This is a genomic window from Pseudorhodoferax sp. Leaf265 (assembly GCF_001422365.1).
GTDB lineage: Bacteria > Pseudomonadota > Gammaproteobacteria > Burkholderiales > Burkholderiaceae_C > Pseudorhodoferax.
Map to the genome: position 1 here is coordinate 341,066 of NZ_LMMT01000039.1, position 18,024 is coordinate 359,089.

General features: G+C 67.1%; 19 protein-coding genes. 12 read left to right on the forward strand and 7 right to left on the reverse strand.

The features are described 5' to 3' along the window. The first annotated feature begins 28 nt into the window (after window positions 1-28). The 12 genes from ASF45_RS30505 (at window position 29) to nagZ (ending at window position 11,537) form a co-directional block, all read left to right on the forward strand. Complete coding sequence (locus ASF45_RS30505) at window positions 29-682, forward strand: sigma-E factor negative regulatory protein (protein WP_056672872.1); 654 nt, start codon at window positions 29-31, stop codon at window positions 680-682. 28 nt (window positions 683-710) lie between these two features. Further along, window positions 711-1,733, forward strand: coding sequence for a MucB/RseB C-terminal domain-containing protein (locus tag ASF45_RS30510; RefSeq protein WP_200932235.1), 1,023 nt, complete (start codon window positions 711-713; stop codon window positions 1,731-1,733). A gap of 50 nt (window positions 1,734-1,783) precedes the next feature. Then, the gene (locus tag ASF45_RS30515) at window positions 1,784-3,250 is read left to right on the forward strand and encodes a DegQ family serine endoprotease (protein ID WP_369802192.1); all 1,467 of its coding nucleotides are present in this window, start codon (window positions 1,784-1,786) and stop codon (window positions 3,248-3,250) included. 510 nt (window positions 3,251-3,760) lie between these two features. Continuing rightward, the gene (gene lepA / locus ASF45_RS30520; RefSeq protein ID WP_056672564.1) at window positions 3,761-5,569 is read left to right on the forward strand and encodes a translation elongation factor 4; all 1,809 of its coding nucleotides are present in this window, start codon (window positions 3,761-3,763) and stop codon (window positions 5,567-5,569) included. Then, window positions 5,569-6,537 (forward strand): signal peptidase I, encoded by a 969-nt coding sequence (gene lepB, locus ASF45_RS30525; RefSeq protein WP_056672566.1) that lies wholly within the window; start codon window positions 5,569-5,571, stop codon window positions 6,535-6,537. The genes lepA and lepB overlap by 1 nt, the downstream gene beginning before the upstream one ends. An 11-nt stretch (window positions 6,538-6,548) precedes the next feature. Further along, window positions 6,549-6,917, forward strand: coding sequence for a DUF4845 domain-containing protein (locus ASF45_RS30530; RefSeq protein WP_056672568.1), 369 nt, complete (start codon window positions 6,549-6,551; stop codon window positions 6,915-6,917). Between the two features lie 9 nt (window positions 6,918-6,926). Then, on the forward strand, window positions 6,927-7,610 hold the full coding sequence (gene rnc, locus ASF45_RS30535) for a ribonuclease III (RefSeq protein WP_056672570.1): 684 nt from the start codon (window positions 6,927-6,929) through the stop codon (window positions 7,608-7,610). After that, window positions 7,607-8,560 carry a GTPase Era gene (gene era / locus ASF45_RS30540; RefSeq protein WP_056672572.1) on the forward strand — a complete coding sequence of 318 codons (954 nt, stop codon included), beginning with the start codon at window positions 7,607-7,609 and terminating at the stop codon, window positions 8,558-8,560. Before rnc ends, era begins: the two co-directional genes overlap by 4 nt. A gap of 4 nt (window positions 8,561-8,564) precedes the next feature. Then, window positions 8,565-9,314 (forward strand): DNA repair protein RecO, encoded by a 750-nt coding sequence (gene recO, locus ASF45_RS30545; RefSeq protein WP_056672574.1) that lies wholly within the window; start codon window positions 8,565-8,567, stop codon window positions 9,312-9,314. Then, on the forward strand, window positions 9,311-10,066 hold the full coding sequence (locus tag ASF45_RS30550; RefSeq protein ID WP_056672576.1) for a pyridoxine 5'-phosphate synthase: 756 nt from the start codon (window positions 9,311-9,313) through the stop codon (window positions 10,064-10,066). The genes recO and ASF45_RS30550 overlap by 4 nt, the downstream gene beginning before the upstream one ends. Beyond that, window positions 10,063-10,455: a holo-ACP synthase gene (gene acpS, locus ASF45_RS30555; protein ID WP_056672578.1), complete on the forward strand. Its 393-nt coding sequence runs from the start codon at window positions 10,063-10,065 to the stop codon at window positions 10,453-10,455. Before ASF45_RS30550 ends, acpS begins: the two co-directional genes overlap by 4 nt. Before the next feature lie 2 nt (window positions 10,456-10,457). Next, window positions 10,458-11,537 carry a beta-N-acetylhexosaminidase gene (gene nagZ / locus ASF45_RS30560; RefSeq protein WP_056672580.1) on the forward strand — a complete coding sequence of 360 codons (1,080 nt, stop codon included), beginning with the start codon at window positions 10,458-10,460 and terminating at the stop codon, window positions 11,535-11,537. 4 nt (window positions 11,538-11,541) lie between these two features. On the opposite strand, the gene ASF45_RS30565 is transcribed toward nagZ, so the two are convergent. The 7 genes from ASF45_RS30565 to ASF45_RS35915 all read right to left on the reverse strand — a co-directional run bounded on the left by ASF45_RS30565 (window position 11,542) and on the right by ASF45_RS35915 (window position 18,020). After that, the gene (locus ASF45_RS30565) at window positions 11,542-12,810 is read right to left on the reverse strand and encodes an Hsp70 family protein (RefSeq protein ID WP_056672582.1); all 1,269 of its coding nucleotides are present in this window, start codon (window positions 12,808-12,810) and stop codon (window positions 11,542-11,544) included. Then, complete coding sequence (locus ASF45_RS30570) at window positions 12,807-13,382, reverse strand: mechanosensitive ion channel family protein (protein ID WP_056672584.1); 576 nt, start codon at window positions 13,380-13,382, stop codon at window positions 12,807-12,809. Before ASF45_RS30570 ends, ASF45_RS30565 begins: the two co-directional genes overlap by 4 nt. Window position 13,383: 1 nt before the next feature. Beyond that, on the reverse strand, window positions 13,384-14,913 hold the full coding sequence (lysS, locus tag ASF45_RS30575) for a lysine--tRNA ligase (RefSeq protein ID WP_056672586.1): 1,530 nt from the start codon (window positions 14,911-14,913) through the stop codon (window positions 13,384-13,386). Window positions 14,914-14,975: 62 nt separating this feature from the next. Beyond that, window positions 14,976-15,536, reverse strand: coding sequence for a sugar transferase (locus tag ASF45_RS30580; protein WP_056672588.1), 561 nt, complete (start codon window positions 15,534-15,536; stop codon window positions 14,976-14,978). After that, window positions 15,533-16,483 (reverse strand): SDR family oxidoreductase, encoded by a 951-nt coding sequence (locus ASF45_RS30585; RefSeq protein ID WP_056672590.1) that lies wholly within the window; start codon window positions 16,481-16,483, stop codon window positions 15,533-15,535. The genes ASF45_RS30580 and ASF45_RS30585 overlap by 4 nt, the downstream gene beginning before the upstream one ends. Then, on the reverse strand, window positions 16,480-17,229 hold the full coding sequence (locus ASF45_RS30590) for a glycosyltransferase family 2 protein (protein ID WP_056672592.1): 750 nt from the start codon (window positions 17,227-17,229) through the stop codon (window positions 16,480-16,482). Before ASF45_RS30590 ends, ASF45_RS30585 begins: the two co-directional genes overlap by 4 nt. Then, window positions 17,229-18,020, reverse strand: a complete 792-nt coding sequence (locus ASF45_RS35915; RefSeq protein ID WP_162244071.1) for a glycosyltransferase family 2 protein — start codon at window positions 18,018-18,020, stop codon at window positions 17,229-17,231. The genes ASF45_RS30590 and ASF45_RS35915 overlap by 1 nt, the downstream gene beginning before the upstream one ends. Window positions 18,021-18,024 lie beyond the last annotated feature (4 nt).

The following is an 18,024-nucleotide window of genomic DNA, read 5'->3' on the forward strand; positions in this document are numbered from 1 at the left end:
GGCGGAAACAGTGATGCAGGTGACGACGATGAACCAGGACGATGTGTTGAAGCTGCACGAACGGCTTTCGGCGTTGGCCGACGGCGAACTCGATGGCGACGAGACCGCGCAGCTGATGGCGGCGCCCCGGGCCGGGCGCGATGGCCTGCACGCGACTTGGCAGACCTACCACCTGATCGGCGACGTGCTGCGCGGTGGCGAGCAGACCGCCGTGCACGCCTCTTCCGACTTCCTGTCGCGCCTGCAGACACGGCTGGCGCAGGAGCCGCCACTGGTGCCTGCGCGCCCAGTGGCCATGCCGGTGGCAGAGTCGGTGGCCGTGGTGGTGCATGGCCGCGAGCCGGCCAACGATGCGAGCTTCCGCTGGAAGATGGTGGCGGGTTGCGCGTCCTTCGTCGCGGTCGCGGCGCTGGCCTGGACTGTGGTCGGTGGCGCAGGTTCCCCCGTGCCGCAGCCCCAGGTGGCCGCCGTCGAGTCGCCCGTCGTGGAGGCCAAGGCGGCGCCGCAGGTCGTCGAGCAGGAAGTGCGGCTGCCCAGCGGCGAGGCGCAGGTGATGTTGCGTGATGCGCGCCTGGACGAGTTGCTGGCCGCACACAAGCAGGCGGGCAGTTCCAGCGCGTTGCAGATGCCCGTGCCCGCCGGCCTGCTGCGCAGCGCCACGTTCACGGCGCCGGAGCGTTGATGGCCGGTCAAGGGTGAGTTTGCTGTCGATGTCCATGCTGTCGTCCGGCCGCGCTGCGGTGGCCGTGGTTTCCCTGGGTCTGGCCGCCTGCACCGCGCTGGCGCAGGCCGCTCCAGCGACGGTGGACGCCGCACCTGCGGCGGTGGAGCAGCGCAGCATCGGCGAGTGGCTGACGCGCATGCATGATGCCTCGCGCAAGCGCGCCTACACCGGCACCTTCGTCGTGTCGTCGGAGGCCATGCTGGCCAGCGCGCGCATCTGGCACGCCTGCGAAGGCGAGCAACAGATCGAGCGCGTGGACGCGTTGACGGGCCCGCCGCGCACCACCTTCAGGCGCAATGACCATGTCGTCACCTTCTTGCAGGACAGCAAGGTCGCGCGCATGGAAAAGCGCGAGGCCCTGGGGCTGTTCCCCAATCTGCTGCAAGCCGCCGACACCTCGATCGCCGAGTTCTACGGCGCCAAACGGCTCGGGCAGGACCGCGTGGCTGGTTTTGAGGCCGACATCGTGCTGCTCAAGCCCAAAGACAAACTGCGCTTCGGCTACCGGGTCTGGAGCGAGAAGAAGTCCGGCCTGGTCATCAAGCTGCAGACGCTGGATGTGGACGGCAAGGTGCTCGAGCAGGCCGCCTTCTCCGAGCTGCAGATCGACGCGCCTGTGCGCCTGGACAGCCTGGCGCGCATGATGAACAAGACAGCGGGCTACCGCACCGAGCGCGTGGAGACGCTGGTGGCAGACCCTGCTGCCGAGGGCTGGGCGCTGAGCGAGCCCGTGCCGGGCTTTCGCTCCATGAGTTGCATCAAGCGCGCGCCGCAGCCGGGCATGCCGCCCAGCACCATGCAATGGGTGTTCTCCGACGGCCTGGCCTCGGTGTCCTTGTTCGTGGAGCCGTACGATGCACAGCGCCACCTCAAGGAGGGGCTGGTGGGAATGGGCGCGACACAATCCCTGATGCGCCGCAGCGAGGACTGGTGGCTGACCGCCGTGGGCGAGGTCCCGGTGGCCACGCTCAAGAGCTTTGCCGCAGCGCTGCAGCGCACCCGCAAATAGACGAGCAATGGGGCGCAGGCCCCTGTGAACCATGTGATGGAGAGAGGTGGATGACGATGTCGAGCTTCGCCGGACGACAACTGCGCGTGCAGGCCATGGCCTGGGCCATGGCGCTCACCGCAACCCTGGCGCTCGCGCCGCACACGCCGGTCCTGGCGCAGCAGGTGCGCGCGCTGCCGGACTTCACCGACCTGGTTGACCAGGTCGGTCCCTCGGTGGTGAACATCCGGACGGTCGAGCGCGCGGCCGCGCGCCCGGGCCCGGGTGGCACGGACGAGGAGATGCTGGAGTTCTTCCGCCGTTTCGGCATTCCGCTGCCCAACGTTCCGCGCCAGGGCCCGCGCCCGCAGCAGCCTGATGGCGATTCGCAGCCGCGTGGCGTGGGTTCGGGCTTCATCTTGAGCGCCGACGGCCTGATCATGACCAACCACCATGTGGTCGACGGCGCCGACGAGGTGCTGGTCACGCTGACCGACAAGCGCGAGTTCAAGGCCAAGCTGATCGGCTCGGACAAGCGCACCGACGTGGCCGTCGTGAAAATCGAAGCCACGGGCCTGCCGGCCGTCAGGCTGGGCGACGTCAACCGCCTGCGCGTGGGCGAGTGGGTCATGGCCATCGGCTCGCCGTTCGGCCTGGAGAACTCGGTGACGGCCGGCATCGTCAGCGCCAAGCAGCGCGACACGGGTGACTACCTGCCCTTTATCCAGACCGATGTGGCGATCAACCCCGGCAACTCCGGCGGGCCGCTGATCAACATGCGCGGCGAGGTGGTGGGCATCAACAGCCAGATCTACTCGCGCTCGGGCGGCTTCATGGGCATCTCGTTCGCGATTCCGATCGACGAGGCCACGCGCGTGAGCGAACAGCTGCGCGCGACCGGTCGCGTCTCGCGCGGCAAGATCGGCGTGCAGATCGAGCAGGTCACCAAGGACGTGGCCGAGTCCATCGGCCTGGGCAAGCCGCAGGGTGCGCTGGTGCGCAGCGTGGAGCCCGGCTCGCCGGCGGAGAAGGCCGGCATCGAAGCGGGCGACATCATCACGCGCTTCGAAGGCCGTGTGATCGAACGCTTCGGCGAGCTGCCGCGCCAGGTCGGCAATACCAAGCCCGGTACCAAGAGCGCGATCACCGTGTTCCGCCGCGGCGCGACCAAGGAGCTCAGCATTCTCGTGGCCGAGATCGAAGCCGAAACGCCGGTTGCCAAAGCCCCGGCCAAGGAAGAGCGCCCACGCGGTTCCGCCGCGGGCCAAGCCCTGGGCCTGGTGGTCAGCGAGGTGCCCGATGCGCAGAAGAAGGAGATGCGCGTCAAGGGCGGCGTGAAGGTCGACGCTGCCACCGAGGGTGCTGCCCAGGCGGGCCTGCGTGAGGGTGACGTGATCGTCGCGATCGCCAACACGGAGATCGCGGGCGTCAAGGACTTCGAGGCCGTGATCGCCAAGGTCGACCGCAGCAAGCCAGTGAACGTATTGTTCCGGCGCGGAGACTGGGCACAGTACGCGCTCATTCGCGCGCAGCGCTGAGCGGATTGCCGCTGATAAAGGCCCCAGTCTCTGCTCAGGTTTGCAGGGTATGGGGCTGGCAATGGTGGCGCCGATGCGACTCTTGGCTGTTTTTTTCAACAGTATTTTTTTCTGACTTGGAAGTTAGCGCCCGCCAGCTTTTTCAGGCCATCAAGCGGTTTGGATAGAATTAAGCGTGCGATGTTGGCGGACTGGGCATATTGAACCGTCTGCCAATCCACGATGCGGGATGCCAACAGGCAACCACCCGGCGATCCACAGGGCGCCCACAAGTTGTCCAGAGCCCTATCCAGGAATCCTGTGGATAAGTTGTAGATAAAATGCTTGTTGTGACCCTGCAACGACCCCTTGGACCAGTTCCCTCGGCTATGCAGTTCAGCCTTTTTGCCTACAATGAAGTTCCAACTATCGCAGTTGCCAAAGATTGTTGGTTCTGGGCGCGTCGTTGATCGACGCGCCCTTTTTCTTTTTGTGCGCCCTCTAAATTCAATTACTTAAAGCTTCCCGTTGATGCAGCACATCAGAAATTTTTCGATCATCGCGCACATCGACCATGGCAAATCGACGCTCGCAGACCGCCTGATCCAACGCTGCGGCGGCCTCGCGGAGCGCGAGATGGAAGCCCAGGTGCTCGACTCGATGGACATCGAAAAAGAGCGTGGGATAACTATCAAGGCACAGACGGCGGCATTGAAGTACACCGCGCGTGACGGCAAGGTCTACAACCTCAATCTAATCGACACGCCGGGCCACGTCGACTTCTCCTACGAGGTGAGCCGCTCGCTGTCTGCATGCGAAGGCGCGCTGCTCGTGGTGGATGCGTCGCAGGGCGTCGAAGCACAGACCGTGGCCAACTGCTACACCGCGCTGGACCTCGGTGTGGAGGTGCTGCCTGTGCTCAACAAGATCGACCTGCCGAACGCCGATCTGGACAACGCGCGCGCCGAGATCGAAGACGTGATCGGCATCGATGCCACCGATGCGATTCCCTGCTCGGCCAAGACCGGCGTCGGCATCGACGAGATCCTCGAGGCCGTGGTCGCCAACGTGCCCGCGCCCAAGGGCAATGCCGATGCACCGCTGCGCGCGATGATCATTGACAGCTGGTTCGATTCGTACGTCGGCGTCGTCATGCTGGTGCGCGTGGTCGACGGCCGCTTGGTCAAGGGCGAACGCTTCAAGATGATGGCCTCGGGCGCGGCCTACAACGCCGACAACCTTGGCGTCTTCACACCGGCCAACGAGCCGCGTCCTGCGCTCGAAGCGGGTGAGGTGGGCTACATCATCGCGGGCATCAAGGAATTGCAGGCCGCCAAGGTCGGCGACACCGTCACGCTGGAGAAGAAGCTCCCCAACAACCTGGGCCCGGCCGAGGCGCCGTTGCCGGGCTTCAAGGAGATCCAGCCGCAGGTGTTCGCCGGCCTGTACCCGACCGAAGCCAGCGAGTACGACTCGCTGCGCGACGCGCTCGAGAAGCTCAAGCTCAACGATGCCTCGCTGCACTACGAGCCCGAGGTCAGCCAGGCGCTGGGCTTTGGCTTCCGTTGCGGCTTCCTGGGCCTGTTGCACATGGAGATCGTGCAGGAGCGGCTCGAGCGCGAGTTCGACCAGGACCTGATCACGACCGCGCCCAGCGTGGTCTACCAGGTCATGAAGAACGACGGCGAAGTGATCATGGTCGAGAACCCGTCCAAGATGCCCGACATCGGCAAGACGGCCGAGATCCGCGAGCCCATCGTCACCGTGCACCTGTACATGCCGCAGGAATACGTGGGTGTGGTCATGACGCTGGCCAACCAGAAGCGTGGCGTGCAGATGAACATGGCCTACAAGGGCCGCCAGGTGGTGCTGACCTACGAGATGCCGCTCGGCGAGATCGTGCTGGACTTCTTCGACAAGCTCAAATCCGTCAGCCGCGGCTACGCGTCCATGGACTACGAGTTCAAGGAGTACCGCGCCTCCGACGTCGTGAAGGTCGACATCCTGCTCAACGGCGACAAGGTCGATGCGCTGTCCATCATCGTGCACCGCAGCCAGTCGCAGTACCGCGGCCGTGCGGTCGTGGCCAAGATGCGCGAGATCATTTCGCGCCAGATGTACGACGTGGCGATCCAGGCTGCCATCGGGGCCAACATCATCGCGCGTGAGACAATCAAGGCTTTGCGCAAGAACGTCCTGGCCAAGTGCTACGGCGGCGATATTTCCCGCAAGCGCAAGCTCCTCGAAAAACAAAAGGCTGGCAAGAAACGCATGAAGCAGATTGGCTCGGTGGAAGTTCCTCAGGAGGCCTTCCTGGCCATTTTGCAGGTGGAAGACTGATGCCGGTCATCACCACCGCCATCCTCGCCGGCTTCGTCGCCTACGCGGGGGCCTGGTACCTTGGGCGCCTCGAAGGCAACTTCGCACTGTTGCTGTTCCTCGCAACCTTCGTGACGGGCCTGTACTGGCTGGCCGAGCGCCTCTATTTCCTGCCGCGACGGCGCAAGGCCGTGGCACTCCTTGAGCAGCAGACCGCGCAACGCAAGCAGGACCTGGCCGCCAAGGGCATCACCCAGGTCGACAACGTGGACCTGGCCGAGGCCAAGAGCCGCCTGCTCATGCAGCCCTGGTGGCTGGACTGGACAGCCGGCCTGTTCCCGGTGATCCTGGTGGTGTTCCTGCTGCGCTCCTTCCTGTTCGAACCGTTCAAGATCCCCTCGGGCTCGATGATCCCGACGCTGCTCGTGGGCGACCTGATCCTGGTCAACAAGTACCACTACGGCGTGCGCCTGCCGGTCATCAACACCAAGATCACGGAAGGCAATCCGCTGCAGCGCGGCGACGTGGTGGTGTTCCGCTACCCGCCCAAGCCCAGCCTGGACTACATCAAGCGCGTGGTCGGCGTGCCTGGCGACGAAGTGGCCTATCTGAACAAGCGCCTGACCGTGAACGGCCAGCCCGTGCCCACCAGTTCCGTGCCCGAGTTCTTCGACCAGGACGCGATGCGCTACTTCAAGCAGTACGAGGAAAAGCTCGGCGAGAAGCCGCACCGCCTGCTGATCGACGACGATCGCCCCGCCTTCATCCCCGGCGTGGAGAATTTCGCCGGCAAGGACCAGTGCCGCTACAGTGTCGAGGGCGTGGTCTGCAAGGTGCCCGAGGGCAACTACTTCATGATGGGCGACAACCGCGACAACTCGTTGGACTCGCGCTACTGGGGCTTCGTGCCGGACGCCAACATCGTCGGCAAAGCCTTCTTCATCTGGATGAACTTCGGCAGTTTCGGGCGCATCGGCGCCTTCAATTGAGGAGGCGGACAGTGGGGACTCTTTCGCAGCATCGGCGTCTGGGTGGCCGGCAGACCGGCCTGAGCTTCTTCGGCGTTGTCATCCTCGGCGCCATCGTGGTGTTCTGTTTCGTGGTCGGCGCCAAGATCGTGCCGACCGTGGTGGAGTACCAGGCCATCCGCAAGGCAGCCGACCGCGCTGCCGCGGGTACGACGGTGGCCGAGGTGCGATCCCTGTTCGACCGTTCCGCTGCCGTGGATGACATTTCGTCCATCAAAGGCACGGACCTGGCCGTCAGCAAGGAAGGCGAGAAGGTCGTCGTGTCCTTCGCCTACAACAAGGAGATCGAGCTGTTCGGCCCGGCCTACCTGTTGCTCAAGTACCAGGGCCGGTCCCGCTAGTGTTTCCGCGTGAACCCTGACCTCGCGGCGCTGCAGCAGCGCCTGCATTACCGCTTCTCCGACGAACGCCTGCTGCTGCGCGCCGTCACCCACCGCAGCTTTTCGGCCGACCACAACGAGCGCCTGGAATTCCTGGGCGATTCGGTGCTGAACCTGTCCATCTCAGGCCTGCTGTACCAGCGCCTGGCCGACCTGCCCGAAGGCGACCTCTCGCGCGTGCGTGCCAACCTGGTCAAGCAGGACACGCTGCACGGCATCGCCGTCGGCCTGGACCTGGCGGCAGTGTTGCGCCTGGGCGAGGGCGAGGCGCGCTCGGGCGGCTTCAGGCGGCCGTCCATCCTGGCCGATGCGCTGGAAGCTGTGATCGGCGCCACCTACCTGGACGGTGGTTTCGCCGCGGGCGAGGCCCTGGTGCAGCGCCTGTTCGCCAAGGTCGCCATCAACCCGCAGATGCAGGCCATCGGCAAGGATCCGAAAACGGCCTTGCAGGAGTGGCTGCAAGGCCGCAAGATGAAGCTGCCTGCCTACACCGTGGTCAGCATCCTGGGCGCGGCCCACAGCCAGACCTTCGACGTGGAGTGCGCCATCGAGGAGATGGGCCTGCGCGAACGCGGCATCGGCGGTTCGCGCCGTGCCGGCGAACAGGCCGCCGCCACCGCCATGCTGGCCAAACTGAAAGTGAGCAAGCCATGAGCGAAGAAGCCAATCCCCCTCTGCCCGAGATCCCGCCAGCGCCGGGCGCCGAGGGCCAGCGCTGCGGCCTGATCGCCATCGTCGGCAAGCCCAACGTGGGCAAGTCCACGCTGCTCAATGCGCTGGTCGGCCAGAAGATCAGCATCACCTCGCGCAAGGCGCAGACCACGCGCCACCGCATCACCGGCATGCGCACGCGCGGGGCCACGCAGTTCGTGTTCGTGGACACGCCGGGCTTCCAGACCCGGCACGACAACGCGCTGAACCGTTCGTTGAACAAGACCGTGCTGGGCGCGGTCGGCGATGTGGACCTGGTGCTGTTCGTGGTGGAGGCCGGTAGCTTCACGCTGGCCGACGCCAAGGTGCTCTCGCTGCTCAAGGAGGGCACACCCGTGGTGCTGCTGGCCAACAAGCTGGACAACGTGCACCGGCGCGCCGAGATCGCGCCCTGGCTCAAGTCCATGCAGGAGCGCCACGCGTTCGCCGAGTTCGTGCCCATGTCGGCCAAGAACGCCAAGGACATCGAGCGCCTGTTCGGCATCTGCGAGAAGTACCTGCCCGAACAGGCCTGGTTCTACGCCGAGGACGAGCTGACCGACCGCAGCGAGAAGTTCCTCGTCACCGAGACCGTGCGCGAGAAGCTGTTCCGCCTGACCGGCGACGAACTGCCCTACACCTCGACCGTCATCATCGACCAGTACAGCGAGGAGCCGGGCCGCGGCCCCAACAAGCGCCTGGTGCGCATCGCTGCGACCATCGTGGTCGAGCGCGACGGCCACAAGGCCATGGTGATCGGCGACAAGGGCGAGCGCATCAAGCGCATCGGCACCGAGACGCGGGTGGAGCTTGAGAAGCTCATGGACGCCAAGGTCTTCCTCGAGCTGTGGGTCAAGGTGCGCTCGGGCTGGGCCGACGACGAAGCGCGCGTGCGCTCGTTCGGTTACGAGTGAGCATGTGGCCGTCCGACGGGTTCTCGACGAGCCGGCCTATGTGCTGCACCGCTACGACTGGAGCGAGTCCAGCCTGATCCTAGACGTGTTCACGCGCCGCCATGGGCGCGTGGCGCTGGTGGCCAAAGGCGCCAAGCGGCCCAGTTCCAGCTTCCGCCCCGTGCTGCTGCCGCTGCAGGCGCTGCGCCTGGCCTTCGGCGGCGATGGCGAGATCCGCACGCTCAAGGGCGCGGAGTGGGGCGGCGGCCATGTCATGCCGACCGGCGACGCGCTGCTGGCCGGCTACTACCTCAACGAGCTGCTGCAGCGCCTGCTCGCGCGCGAGGACGCGCACCCCGAACTGTTCGATGCCTACAGTCAGGCCGTGGCACTGCTGGCCTCCGAGCACGGCGAGGCGCTGCAGCCTGTGCTGCGCAGCTTCGAGTTGCTGCTGCTGCGCGAGACCGGCGTGCTGCCCGCGCTGGACCTGCAGACTGCCACGCTGGCGCCGCTCGATCAGGACACGCAGTACACGCTGGTGCCCGAAGGCGGCCTGCGCGAGCGCCATGGCGACGACCGCGCCGGTCTGTCGGGCGCGCAATGGGCTGCGCTGCACGATGCCTTGCTGGACGCCGCGCCCTTCATGGCCACGCTGCATGCGAGCGCCCACCTGGCGTCTGCGCTCAAGCCGCAGCTGCGCACCCTGCTGCACTACCATTGCGGCGGTACCCCGCTGCACACCCGGCAGCTGATGATGGACCTGCAAGCCCTATGACTTCTCACTCCCCGCAGCGCTGCGCGCTGTCCGTCAACGTCAACAAGGTCGCGCTGGTGCGCAACACACGGCACCTGGGCATCCCCAGCGTGCTGCGTGCGGCCGAGCTGTGCCTGCAAGCTGGCGCACAAGGCATCACCGTGCACCCGCGGCCCGATGCGCGCCACATCCGCGCGGACGATGTGCACGAGCTGGCCACGCTGATGCAGGCCTGGCCGGGCCGCGAGTACAACATCGAAGGCAACCCGTTCCAGAACCTCATGGACTTCGTGCGCGCCGTGCGGCCTGCGCAGTGCACCTTCGTGCCCGATGGCGAAGACCAATTCACGAGCGACCATGGCTGGGACCTGGCCAAGGACGGTGAGCGCCTGCGCCCGCTGATCGCCGAGGCCCAGGCCCTGGGCGTGCGCGTGAGCCTGTTCATGGACCCGGAACCGGGCGCCATGGCCGCGGCCCGTGCCGTCGGTGCCGACCGTGTGGAGCTCTACACCGAGCCCTATGCGGCCGCCTTCGGCGGTCCGCGCCAGGCCGCGGTGCTGCAGGCCTTCGCGCAGTCGGCACAAGCCGCCGCTGCCGCTGGCCTGGGCGTCAACGCCGGCCACGACCTCAACCGCGACAACCTCACACCCTTCCTGGCCGCCTGCCCGACCGTGCAGGAAGTCTCCATCGGCCATGCGCTGATCGCCGACGCGCTGGAGCTGGGCTACGCCGAGACCGTGCGCGCCTACCTGGCCTGCATAGCAACCGCATGATCCACGGCCTGGGCACCGACATCTGCGATGTGCGGCGCATCCGCGAGAGCGTGGAGCGCCATGGCGAGCGCTTTGCCGAGAAGGTGCTCAGCGAGGCCGAACTGGCCGTCTACCGCCGCCGCAGCACACGCTGGCCCGACCGCGGCCTGCGCTACCTGGCGACGCGCTTCTCGGCCAAGGAGGCTTTCAGCAAGGCCATCGGCCTGGGCATGCGCATGCCCATGACCTGGCGCAGCTGCGAGATCGCCAACCTTGCGAGCGGCCAGCCCGTCATCGTGCTGCACGGCGTGCTCAAGACCTGGTTCGAGGCGCAGGGCCTGACGGCACACGTCACGCTGACCGACGAGACCGACTACGCGGCGAGCTTTGTCGTCGTGGAAAAAAACTGAAGATGCAACACGCTCCCCTGATCCTCGACATCGCCGGCACCCAACTTTCCGACGACGACCGCCGCCGCCTGAGCCATCCGCTTGTGGGCGGCATGATCCTCTTCGCGCGCAACTGGCAGGACCGCGCCCAGCTCACGGCGCTGTGCGCCGAGATCCACGCACTGCGCCCCGACCTGCTGATCTGCGTGGACCACGAAGGCGGCCGCGTGCAGCGTTTCAAGAGCGATGGCTTCACGCACCTGCCACCCATGCGCGCGCTGGGCGAGCTCTGGTTGCGCGCCGACGAGCAGCAGCCCGGCGAAGGCGCGATGGCCGCCATGGCCGCTGCCACCGCCTGCGGCTATGTGCTGGGTGCCGAGCTGCGTGCCTGTGGCGTGGATTTCAGCTTCACGCCCGTGCTCGACCTGGACCACGGCGGCAGCGGCGTGATCGGCGACCGCGCTTTTGCGCGCGACCCGCGCGTGGTCGCCATGTTGGGGCGCGGGCTCGCCCAGGGCCTGCTGCAGGCCGGCATGGCCAACTGCGGCAAGCACTTCCCCGGCCACGGCTTCGTTCGTGCCGATTCGCACACCGACACCCCCATCGACCGCCGCAGCCTCAAGGCCATCCTGGCCGACGACGCCCAGCCCTACCGCTGGCTGGAGGGCGTGCTCACGGCCGTGATGCCCGCGCACGTGGTCTACACCAAGGTCGACGCGCGCCCGGCCGGCTTCTCGCCACGCTGGCTGCAGGACATCCTGCGTGGCCAGCTGGGCTTCGACGGTGCCGTGTTCAGCGACGACCTCAGCATGGCCGGCGCACGCCAGCTCGACGGCCGCACGCTCAGCTACACCGAGGCGGCACAGGCCGCGCTGCAGGCGGGCTGCGACCTCGCGCTGCTGTGCAACCAGTCGCTGGGCGAGGGCGCCGCCCTGGATGAACTCATCAATGGCCTGGCCCGGGCGCAGATCGAGGGCCGCTGGCAACCGTCAGAGGCCTCCGAGCAGCGCCGCCTGGCCCTGCTGCCGCGCACGCCGGCCGCGGACTGGGATGCGCTCATGACGCTGCCGGCCTACATGCAGGCGCTCTGGAAGCTGCCCTGACGCTTCAGGCGCCGTACAGCGTGCGCGCCTGGTAGGCCAGGCCGGCGGCCACACCGCCGAACAGGTCGCCCTCGACCAGCGGCACACCCACGAAGCCGGCCCGCAAGGCCGCCTGGAACGGCCGCAGTGCCGACGAGCCGCCGGTCAGGTAGATGGCCTGCAGATCGCCCGGTGCGATGCCGGCCGCGCGCACGCAGTCCTGCGCGCAGACGACCACGCGGGCGAGCAGCGCGTCGAGTTCTTCCGCCAACTGCGCAGGCGTCAGCGCGATGGCCAGGCGGGGTTCGATGTCAGCCAGCGCCATCGAGGCTTCGGCATCGCGCAGCGAAACCTCGATCTTGGCCCGCTCCACGGTCTCGGCAATCCGGTGGCCCTGGCCTTCGCCGACCACGTGCAGCAGGCGGTCGTGCAGGCGCAAATCGCTGTAGTTCACGCGCAGTGCGCGCGCCTCGCGCAGCGCCCGCGGTCCCGACACCCAGTGAATCAGGTGCCAGGACGACAGCTCGAAGAACATGCCGCTGGGCACCTCGCGTCCGTCCGGCCCGTGGTGACCGAAGCCCAGTGCGGGCATCACGCGCGCGAGGTTGAGCCGCTGGTCGAAGTCGGTGCCACCGATGTGCACGCCGCGCGTGGCCAGCACGTCGGCACTGCGGTCGGTGGCATCGGCCCGGCCGGGCGCGAGCCGCACGACCGTGAAGTCCGAGGTGCCGCCGCCGATGTCGGCCACCAGCACCAGCGATTCGCCCGCGATGCGGCGCTCGTAGTCCAGCGCCGCGGCGATGGGCTCGAACTGGAAGGCGATGTTCTCGAAGCCGGCAGTCAGCGCGGCGGCGCGCAGGCTGTCCTCGGCCTGGCGGTCGCGCGCGGCATCGTCGTCGACGAAGTGCACAGGCCGGCCCAGCACCACGCGGCGCGGACGCGCACCCAACTGGCGTTCGGCGCGCGATGCCAGTTCGGACAGGAACAGCGCCACCACGTCCTCGAAGCGCACCAGCTGGTCGCCGATGGCCGTGGTCTCCTGCATCAGCGCGCTGCCCAGCACGCTCTTGAGCGAGCGCATGAGCCGGCCTTCCAGGCCCGCCAGGTACTGCTCCATGGCGTCGCGACCGAAGTGGCGCTGGCCTTCCTCGGTGTTGTAGAAGACGGCCGTGGGCAGCGTGGTGGCCGCACCTTCCACAGCCAGGGCCTGCGCCAGGCCATTGGCGCCCACCCAGGCGACGGCCGAGTTGGAGGTGCCGAAGTCGATGCCGAGTGCCGGCGCGGAGGTCTTCACAGCGACAGCGTGCCCGGGTCGGTACGCCAGCGGCGCAGCGACTTCTGGAAGAACAGCGCGTTGGGCACCTGCAGCAGCGCGCCGGCGTGCTCGGCCGTCACGTCTTCCAGCGTGGTGTAGACCAGCTGGATGTCGATCACGCGGCCCTTGATGCCGGGCTTGTCGCCCGAGTCGATCAGCTCCACCACGTCACCGAGCCGGAACGGCCGCGTGCTGAAGATCAGCACTGCGCAGAACAGGTTGGACAGCACGCTCCAGGCCGCGAAGAAGGCCACGGCCGCCACCGTCACGAAGCCCGTGAAGCCGGTCCACAGCACCGTGGCCGAGACGCCCAGGCGCTCCATCACGAGCAGGAAGGCTGCACCGTAGATCAGGTAGCGCAGCATGTTGCGCACGGGCGCGACGAGATCGGTTGGCAGCTGGTAGCGCAGGCCCACGCGCGAGACCAGGCGGCGCAGCAGGTACTGCAACAGCCAGGCCACGACCAGAATGCCGACGATCTGCAGCCCCGGCACGATGACGTCGATCCACTCGTGCGCCCACAGGGGCAGGTACTCGCGCAAGCGCAACAACTCAGCCCTCGCGGCGCAAAGCGGGGAAGAGGATCACGTCGCGGATGCTGGGGCTGTCGGTCAGCAGCATCATGAGCCGGTCGATGCCGATGCCGCAGCCACCCGTGGGGGGCATGCCGTATTCGAGCGCGCGCACGAAGTCGTGGTCGAAGTACATGGCCTCGTCGTCGCCGCTGTCCTTGGCGGCCACCTGCGCCTGGAAGCGGGCGGCCTGTTCCTCCGCGTCGTTGAGCTCGGAAAAGCCGTTGCCGAACTCGCGGCCCGTGATGTATAGCTCGAAGCGCTCGGTCACCTCGGGCCGTGCGTCGTTGGCGCGCGCCAGCGGCGAGATCTCGGTCGGGTGCTCCATGATGAAGGTCGGCTGCCAGAGCTTCTCTTCCACGGTCTCCTCGAAGTACAGCACCTGCAGGCTGGCCAGGCTGCGCTTGGACAGGCGGTCCTTCTCTTCGGTCATGCCCAGCTTGCGCAGTGCGGCGATGAGCCACTCGGTGCTGTCGACCTTGTCGCCGGCTTCGGTGTGGGCCACGATGGCCTCGCGGATCGTCAGGCGTGCGAACGGCTGGGCCAGGTCCACCGGCTTGTCGCCGTAGGTCAGGGCCAGCGTGCCGCAGGCGGTCTGCGCGGCGTGGCGGACCAGCGCCTCGGTGAAGTCCATCAGATCGCGGTAGTTCCAGTAGGCCGCGTAGAACTCCATCATCGTGAACTCGGGGTTGTGCCGAACCGAGATGCCTTCGTTGCGGAAGTTGCGGTTGATCTCGAACACGCGGTCGAAGCCGCCGACGACCAGGCGCTTCAAGTACAGCTCGGGCGCGATGCGCAGGAACATCTCCTGGTCGAGCGCGTTGTGGTGCGTGGCGAAGGGCTTGGCATTGGCACCGCCCGGGATCGGGTGGAGCATGGGCGTCTCCACTTCCAGGAAGCCGTTCTCCACCATGAAACCGCGGATGGCGGAGACGGCCTGGCTGCGCGCCGTGAAGCGCGCGCGTGCGTCGGCGTCGGTGATCAGGTCCACATAGCGCTGGCGGTACTTCTGCTCCTGGTCCTGCATGCCGTGGAACTTGTCGGGCAGCGGGCGCAGCGACTTGGTCAGCAGGCGCACGCTGGTGGCCTTGATCGAGAGTTCGCCGGTCTTGGTGCGGAACAGCGTTCCCTCGCAGCCGACGATGTCGCCCAGGTCCCAGTGCTTGAAGGCCGCCAACACTTCGGGACCGACGAGGTCCTGCGTGATGTAGAGCTGGATGCGGCCGGTGGCGTCCTGCAGCGTGGCGAAGCAGGCCTTGCCCATGACGCGCTTGAGCATCATGCGGCCGGCCACTACGGCGCGCACGGCCTGGGGCTCGAGCGCGTCGTTGGCCACGCCTTCGTGCGCGGCCTGCAGCGCGGCGGCCTTGTCCTGCGGCTTGAAGTCGTTGGGGAAGGCCACGCCGCCGCCTTCGGCTTGCAGCGTGCGCAAGGCCTTGAGTTTCTCGCGCCGCTCGGCGATGAGCTGGTTGTCGTCGGTGGCGGTGGGCGTGCTGGTGGGTTCGGACATGGCTGAAAAGAACGGGTGGCGCGCGGGCGGGCTGCCTGCGGCGAACCCGCCATTTTAGAAGCTCAATGGGACACCCCGTCGCGGGCCAGCACCTTGCGCGCGGTGCGCCACAGGATCAGCAGATCCAACCGCAGGCTGCTGTGCTGCAGGTACCAGTGGTCGAACGCGACCTTGGCGGGGATCGGCAGCTCGTCGCGGCCGTTGATCTGCGCCCAGCCCGTGAGGCCGGGCGCCAGTGCATCGACACCGTGTTGCGTGCGCAGTGCGACCAGGTCGTGCTGGTTGAACAGGGCCGGGCGGGGGCCGACGAAGCTCATGTCGCCCAGGAGAATGCTCCAGAGCTGGGGCAGCTCGTCCAGGCTGCTCTTGCGCAGGAAGCTGCCAATGGGGGTCAGGTACTGCTCGGGGCGTTCGAGCAGGTGCGTGGCGACGGCAGGGGTGTCGGTGCGCATGCTGCGGAACTTGGGCATGCGGAAGATGCGGTTGTGGCGGCCGACGCGGTCGGACCAGTAGAGGGCGGGGCCGGGGGAGGTGAGGCGGACGGCCAGGGCGACGGAGAGCAAGGGCAGGGCGAGCATGGGAAGCAGGGCCAGAGCCAGCAGGAGGTCGAGCAGGCGTTTCATGGCGCAAGCCCTTGGACCGCACGGCGCAGTCCCTCGTCGACGCTGACTGGTGGCGACCAGTTCAGCATTGTGCGGGCCTTGGTGATGTCGATCTGCAGGTTGCAGCACAGGCGTTGCGCAACCGCGCCGCGGCCCAGCAGCGTGGCTCCGGCCATCAGCAACGCGGCTGGCATGGGCCACAGGCGCGCGGAGCGGCCCATGGCCTGACCCAGACGCTGCAGGAGCTGCGGTGTGGACAGGTCCTTGCCATCGCTGACCAGAAAGGTCTGGTTCGCAGCGGCGGGATGCTCCAGGCACAGCAGCAGGAAGTCCACAAGGTTGTCCAGGCCAACCAGGCTGCGCTGGTTGTCAATGGTCGCCAGTGGCAACGGCGAGCCGCGTGCGACAGCGTGCAGCAGCGTGGCGAAGTTGGCCTTGACGCCTGGACCGTAGACCAGCGGGGGGCGCACGATGACAACCTCCATGCCGGTGCGCGCGGCAATGGCGGCCAGGCCCTGTTCCGCTTCCCATTTGCTGAGGGCATAGGGGTCGCCAGGCATCGGGGGCATGGCTTCGGTGAAGGGCCGGCCGGACGGCGAGAGTTCGCCATGCACTTTGGCGGTGCTGACGAAGACGAAACGGCGTACGCCGGCGGAGGCGGCTTGCTGGGCAAGACGCAGCGTCGCCAGGGTGTTGACGGCCCGGTAGGCCGCGAGCGGGTCGCCGGCTTGGTCGTTCAACACGTGTGCACGCGCTGCAAGGTGGGCTACAACGGCCACGCCTTCCAGCGCCGCAGACCAATCCGGCGAGCCGGTGGCATCGCCGACGTCATGGACACGCACCAACGGCAAGGTCTGCTGCAAGGGCCCTCGCGAGGCGACGACAGTCTGCTCTTGCGCGCGCGTCGCCAGCCGCGCCAGCAGGGCGCTCCCGACGAAACCGCTTGCGCCGGTCAGCAACGTGCTCATCTCCGCATCCACTCCAGCAGCTTGCGAGGGTACTTCGACAGGATCTTGGCCCAGTGGGTTGGAATGCCGTTCTCGCGGCAGGCGCGCAGCACCTCCTGGTTCAATACAAGCGTGCTGCGCCAGCCGCGTGTGCTGATGCCGCCGGTCTGCATGTGCACCAAGACCTCGGGAACATGGCGGTAGCGCAGCGGGCTGCGCTGGAAGGCGCGCGCAATCCACTCGTAATCTCCGGCAATGCGGTAGTCGGTCCTGAACTCGCCTGTCTGAACGAACACGCTGCGCCGGAAGAAGGACGCGGGGTGCGCGGGCATCCAGCCCCAGCCCAATCGCTCGGGCCGGAACCGGCCGGAATCGTAGCGGCGGACGAGACGGTCCGGCGCTTGGGCATGGAAGAAGGCCACGTCGCCGAGCAGGGCGTCAAGCCCCTCCCGCTCCATCAACGCGGCAACGCGCTCCAGCACTTGTCCGTTCGCGTACCGGTCGTCTGCGTTGAGGAACGCGATGACATCGCCGCTGGCGATGCGCAGGCCCTTGTTCATCGCGTCGTAGATGCCGCGGTCGGGCTCGCTGATGAAGTGGGCCAGATGTGCGCCGTGCTGGTGCACGAGATCGACGGTGCCGTCGGTGGAGCCGCCATCCACCACGATGTGCTCCACGTACGGGTAGCTTTGCGTGGCGACGGACGCCAGGGTGCGCGCCAGAGTCGCCGCGCTGTTGAAGCTCACGGTGATGACGGTCGTGTGCATCAACTCAGATGGCGATGCCGGCGGATCCGGTCGGTCCAGGAGCGTGGCAGGACGGCCGCGATGCCCTGCTTGAGCAAGCAGGCAAGAGCGGCGCCAAGGTAGTACGCATGCACTCTGGTGCTGGCGTCGAACGTGCGCACCACGCCATAGTGCGACCAGATGCTCTGGAGCCGATCTCGGTCGGACACACCACCGGCCGCAACGATGGCAATGGGGGTATCGATGGCCTGGAAGCCATAGCCGCGCTGGAACGCTCCGAACAGCAGTTCGAAGTCTGCAGCGATGCGGTTGCGCACGTTGTAGCGGTGCGCCTTCTGGAAGGCGCTGCGCACCAGCAGCGCCTGGTGGGAGAACGGCGGTCCTCGCCAGAAGTCGCGCAGCGCACCTGCGGTTCTCGGCATGATGTGGTCCGGATACCGTGTGTGGTGATGCCCGTAGAGAAACACGGCGCCGGGCGCAATGGGATTGGCGAACACCGTTCGCAAGGTGCTGGCGTCGAAGAAGACATCGCCTGCGTTCATGAAGATGATCCACTCTCCCTGGCTCAGGGCAATGCCTTTGTTGAGCGCATCGTAGATGCCGTTGTCGGGTTCGCTGACCCAGCGGGCGATGCGCTGCGCCTGCGATTCGATGAGCGCGACGGAGCCGTCGGTGGACTGGCCGTCCACGATGATGTACTCCAAAGCCGGATAGGTCTGAGCGAACACCGATGCCATCGTGCTGCGTAAGCCTTCGCGGTTGTTGAGCGTAATCGTGACCACGCTGACCTTGGGACAGCTCCGGTGATGCATGTGC

Coding starts and splice junctions, on each gene's coding strand:
- ASF45_RS35915 (WP_162244071.1), bottom strand. CDS start 18,020: ATGCATCACCGGAGCTGTCCCAAGGTCAGCGTGGTCACGATTACGCTC.
- ASF45_RS30510 (WP_200932235.1), top strand. CDS start 711: ATGTCCATGCTGTCGTCCGGCCGCGCTGCGGTGGCCGTGGTTTCCCTG.
- acpS (WP_056672578.1), top strand. CDS start 10,063: ATGATCCACGGCCTGGGCACCGACATCTGCGATGTGCGGCGCATCCGC.
- ASF45_RS30515 (WP_369802192.1), top strand. CDS start 1,784: ATGACGATGTCGAGCTTCGCCGGACGACAACTGCGCGTGCAGGCCATG.
- lepA (WP_056672564.1), top strand. CDS start 3,761: ATGCAGCACATCAGAAATTTTTCGATCATCGCGCACATCGACCATGGC.
- ASF45_RS30590 (WP_056672592.1), bottom strand. CDS start 17,229: ATGCACACGACCGTCATCACCGTGAGCTTCAACAGCGCGGCGACTCTG.
- lysS (WP_056672586.1), bottom strand. CDS start 14,913: ATGTCCGAACCCACCAGCACGCCCACCGCCACCGACGACAACCAGCTC.
- ASF45_RS30550 (WP_056672576.1), top strand. CDS start 9,311: ATGACTTCTCACTCCCCGCAGCGCTGCGCGCTGTCCGTCAACGTCAAC.
- nagZ (WP_056672580.1), top strand. CDS start 10,458: ATGCAACACGCTCCCCTGATCCTCGACATCGCCGGCACCCAACTTTCC.
- lepB (WP_056672566.1), top strand. CDS start 5,569: ATGCCGGTCATCACCACCGCCATCCTCGCCGGCTTCGTCGCCTACGCG.
- era (WP_056672572.1), top strand. CDS start 7,607: ATGAGCGAAGAAGCCAATCCCCCTCTGCCCGAGATCCCGCCAGCGCCG.
- ASF45_RS30505 (WP_056672872.1), top strand. CDS start 29: ATGAACCAGGACGATGTGTTGAAGCTGCACGAACGGCTTTCGGCGTTG.
- ASF45_RS30580 (WP_056672588.1), bottom strand. CDS start 15,536: ATGAAACGCCTGCTCGACCTCCTGCTGGCTCTGGCCCTGCTTCCCATG.
- ASF45_RS30585 (WP_056672590.1), bottom strand. CDS start 16,483: ATGAGCACGTTGCTGACCGGCGCAAGCGGTTTCGTCGGGAGCGCCCTG.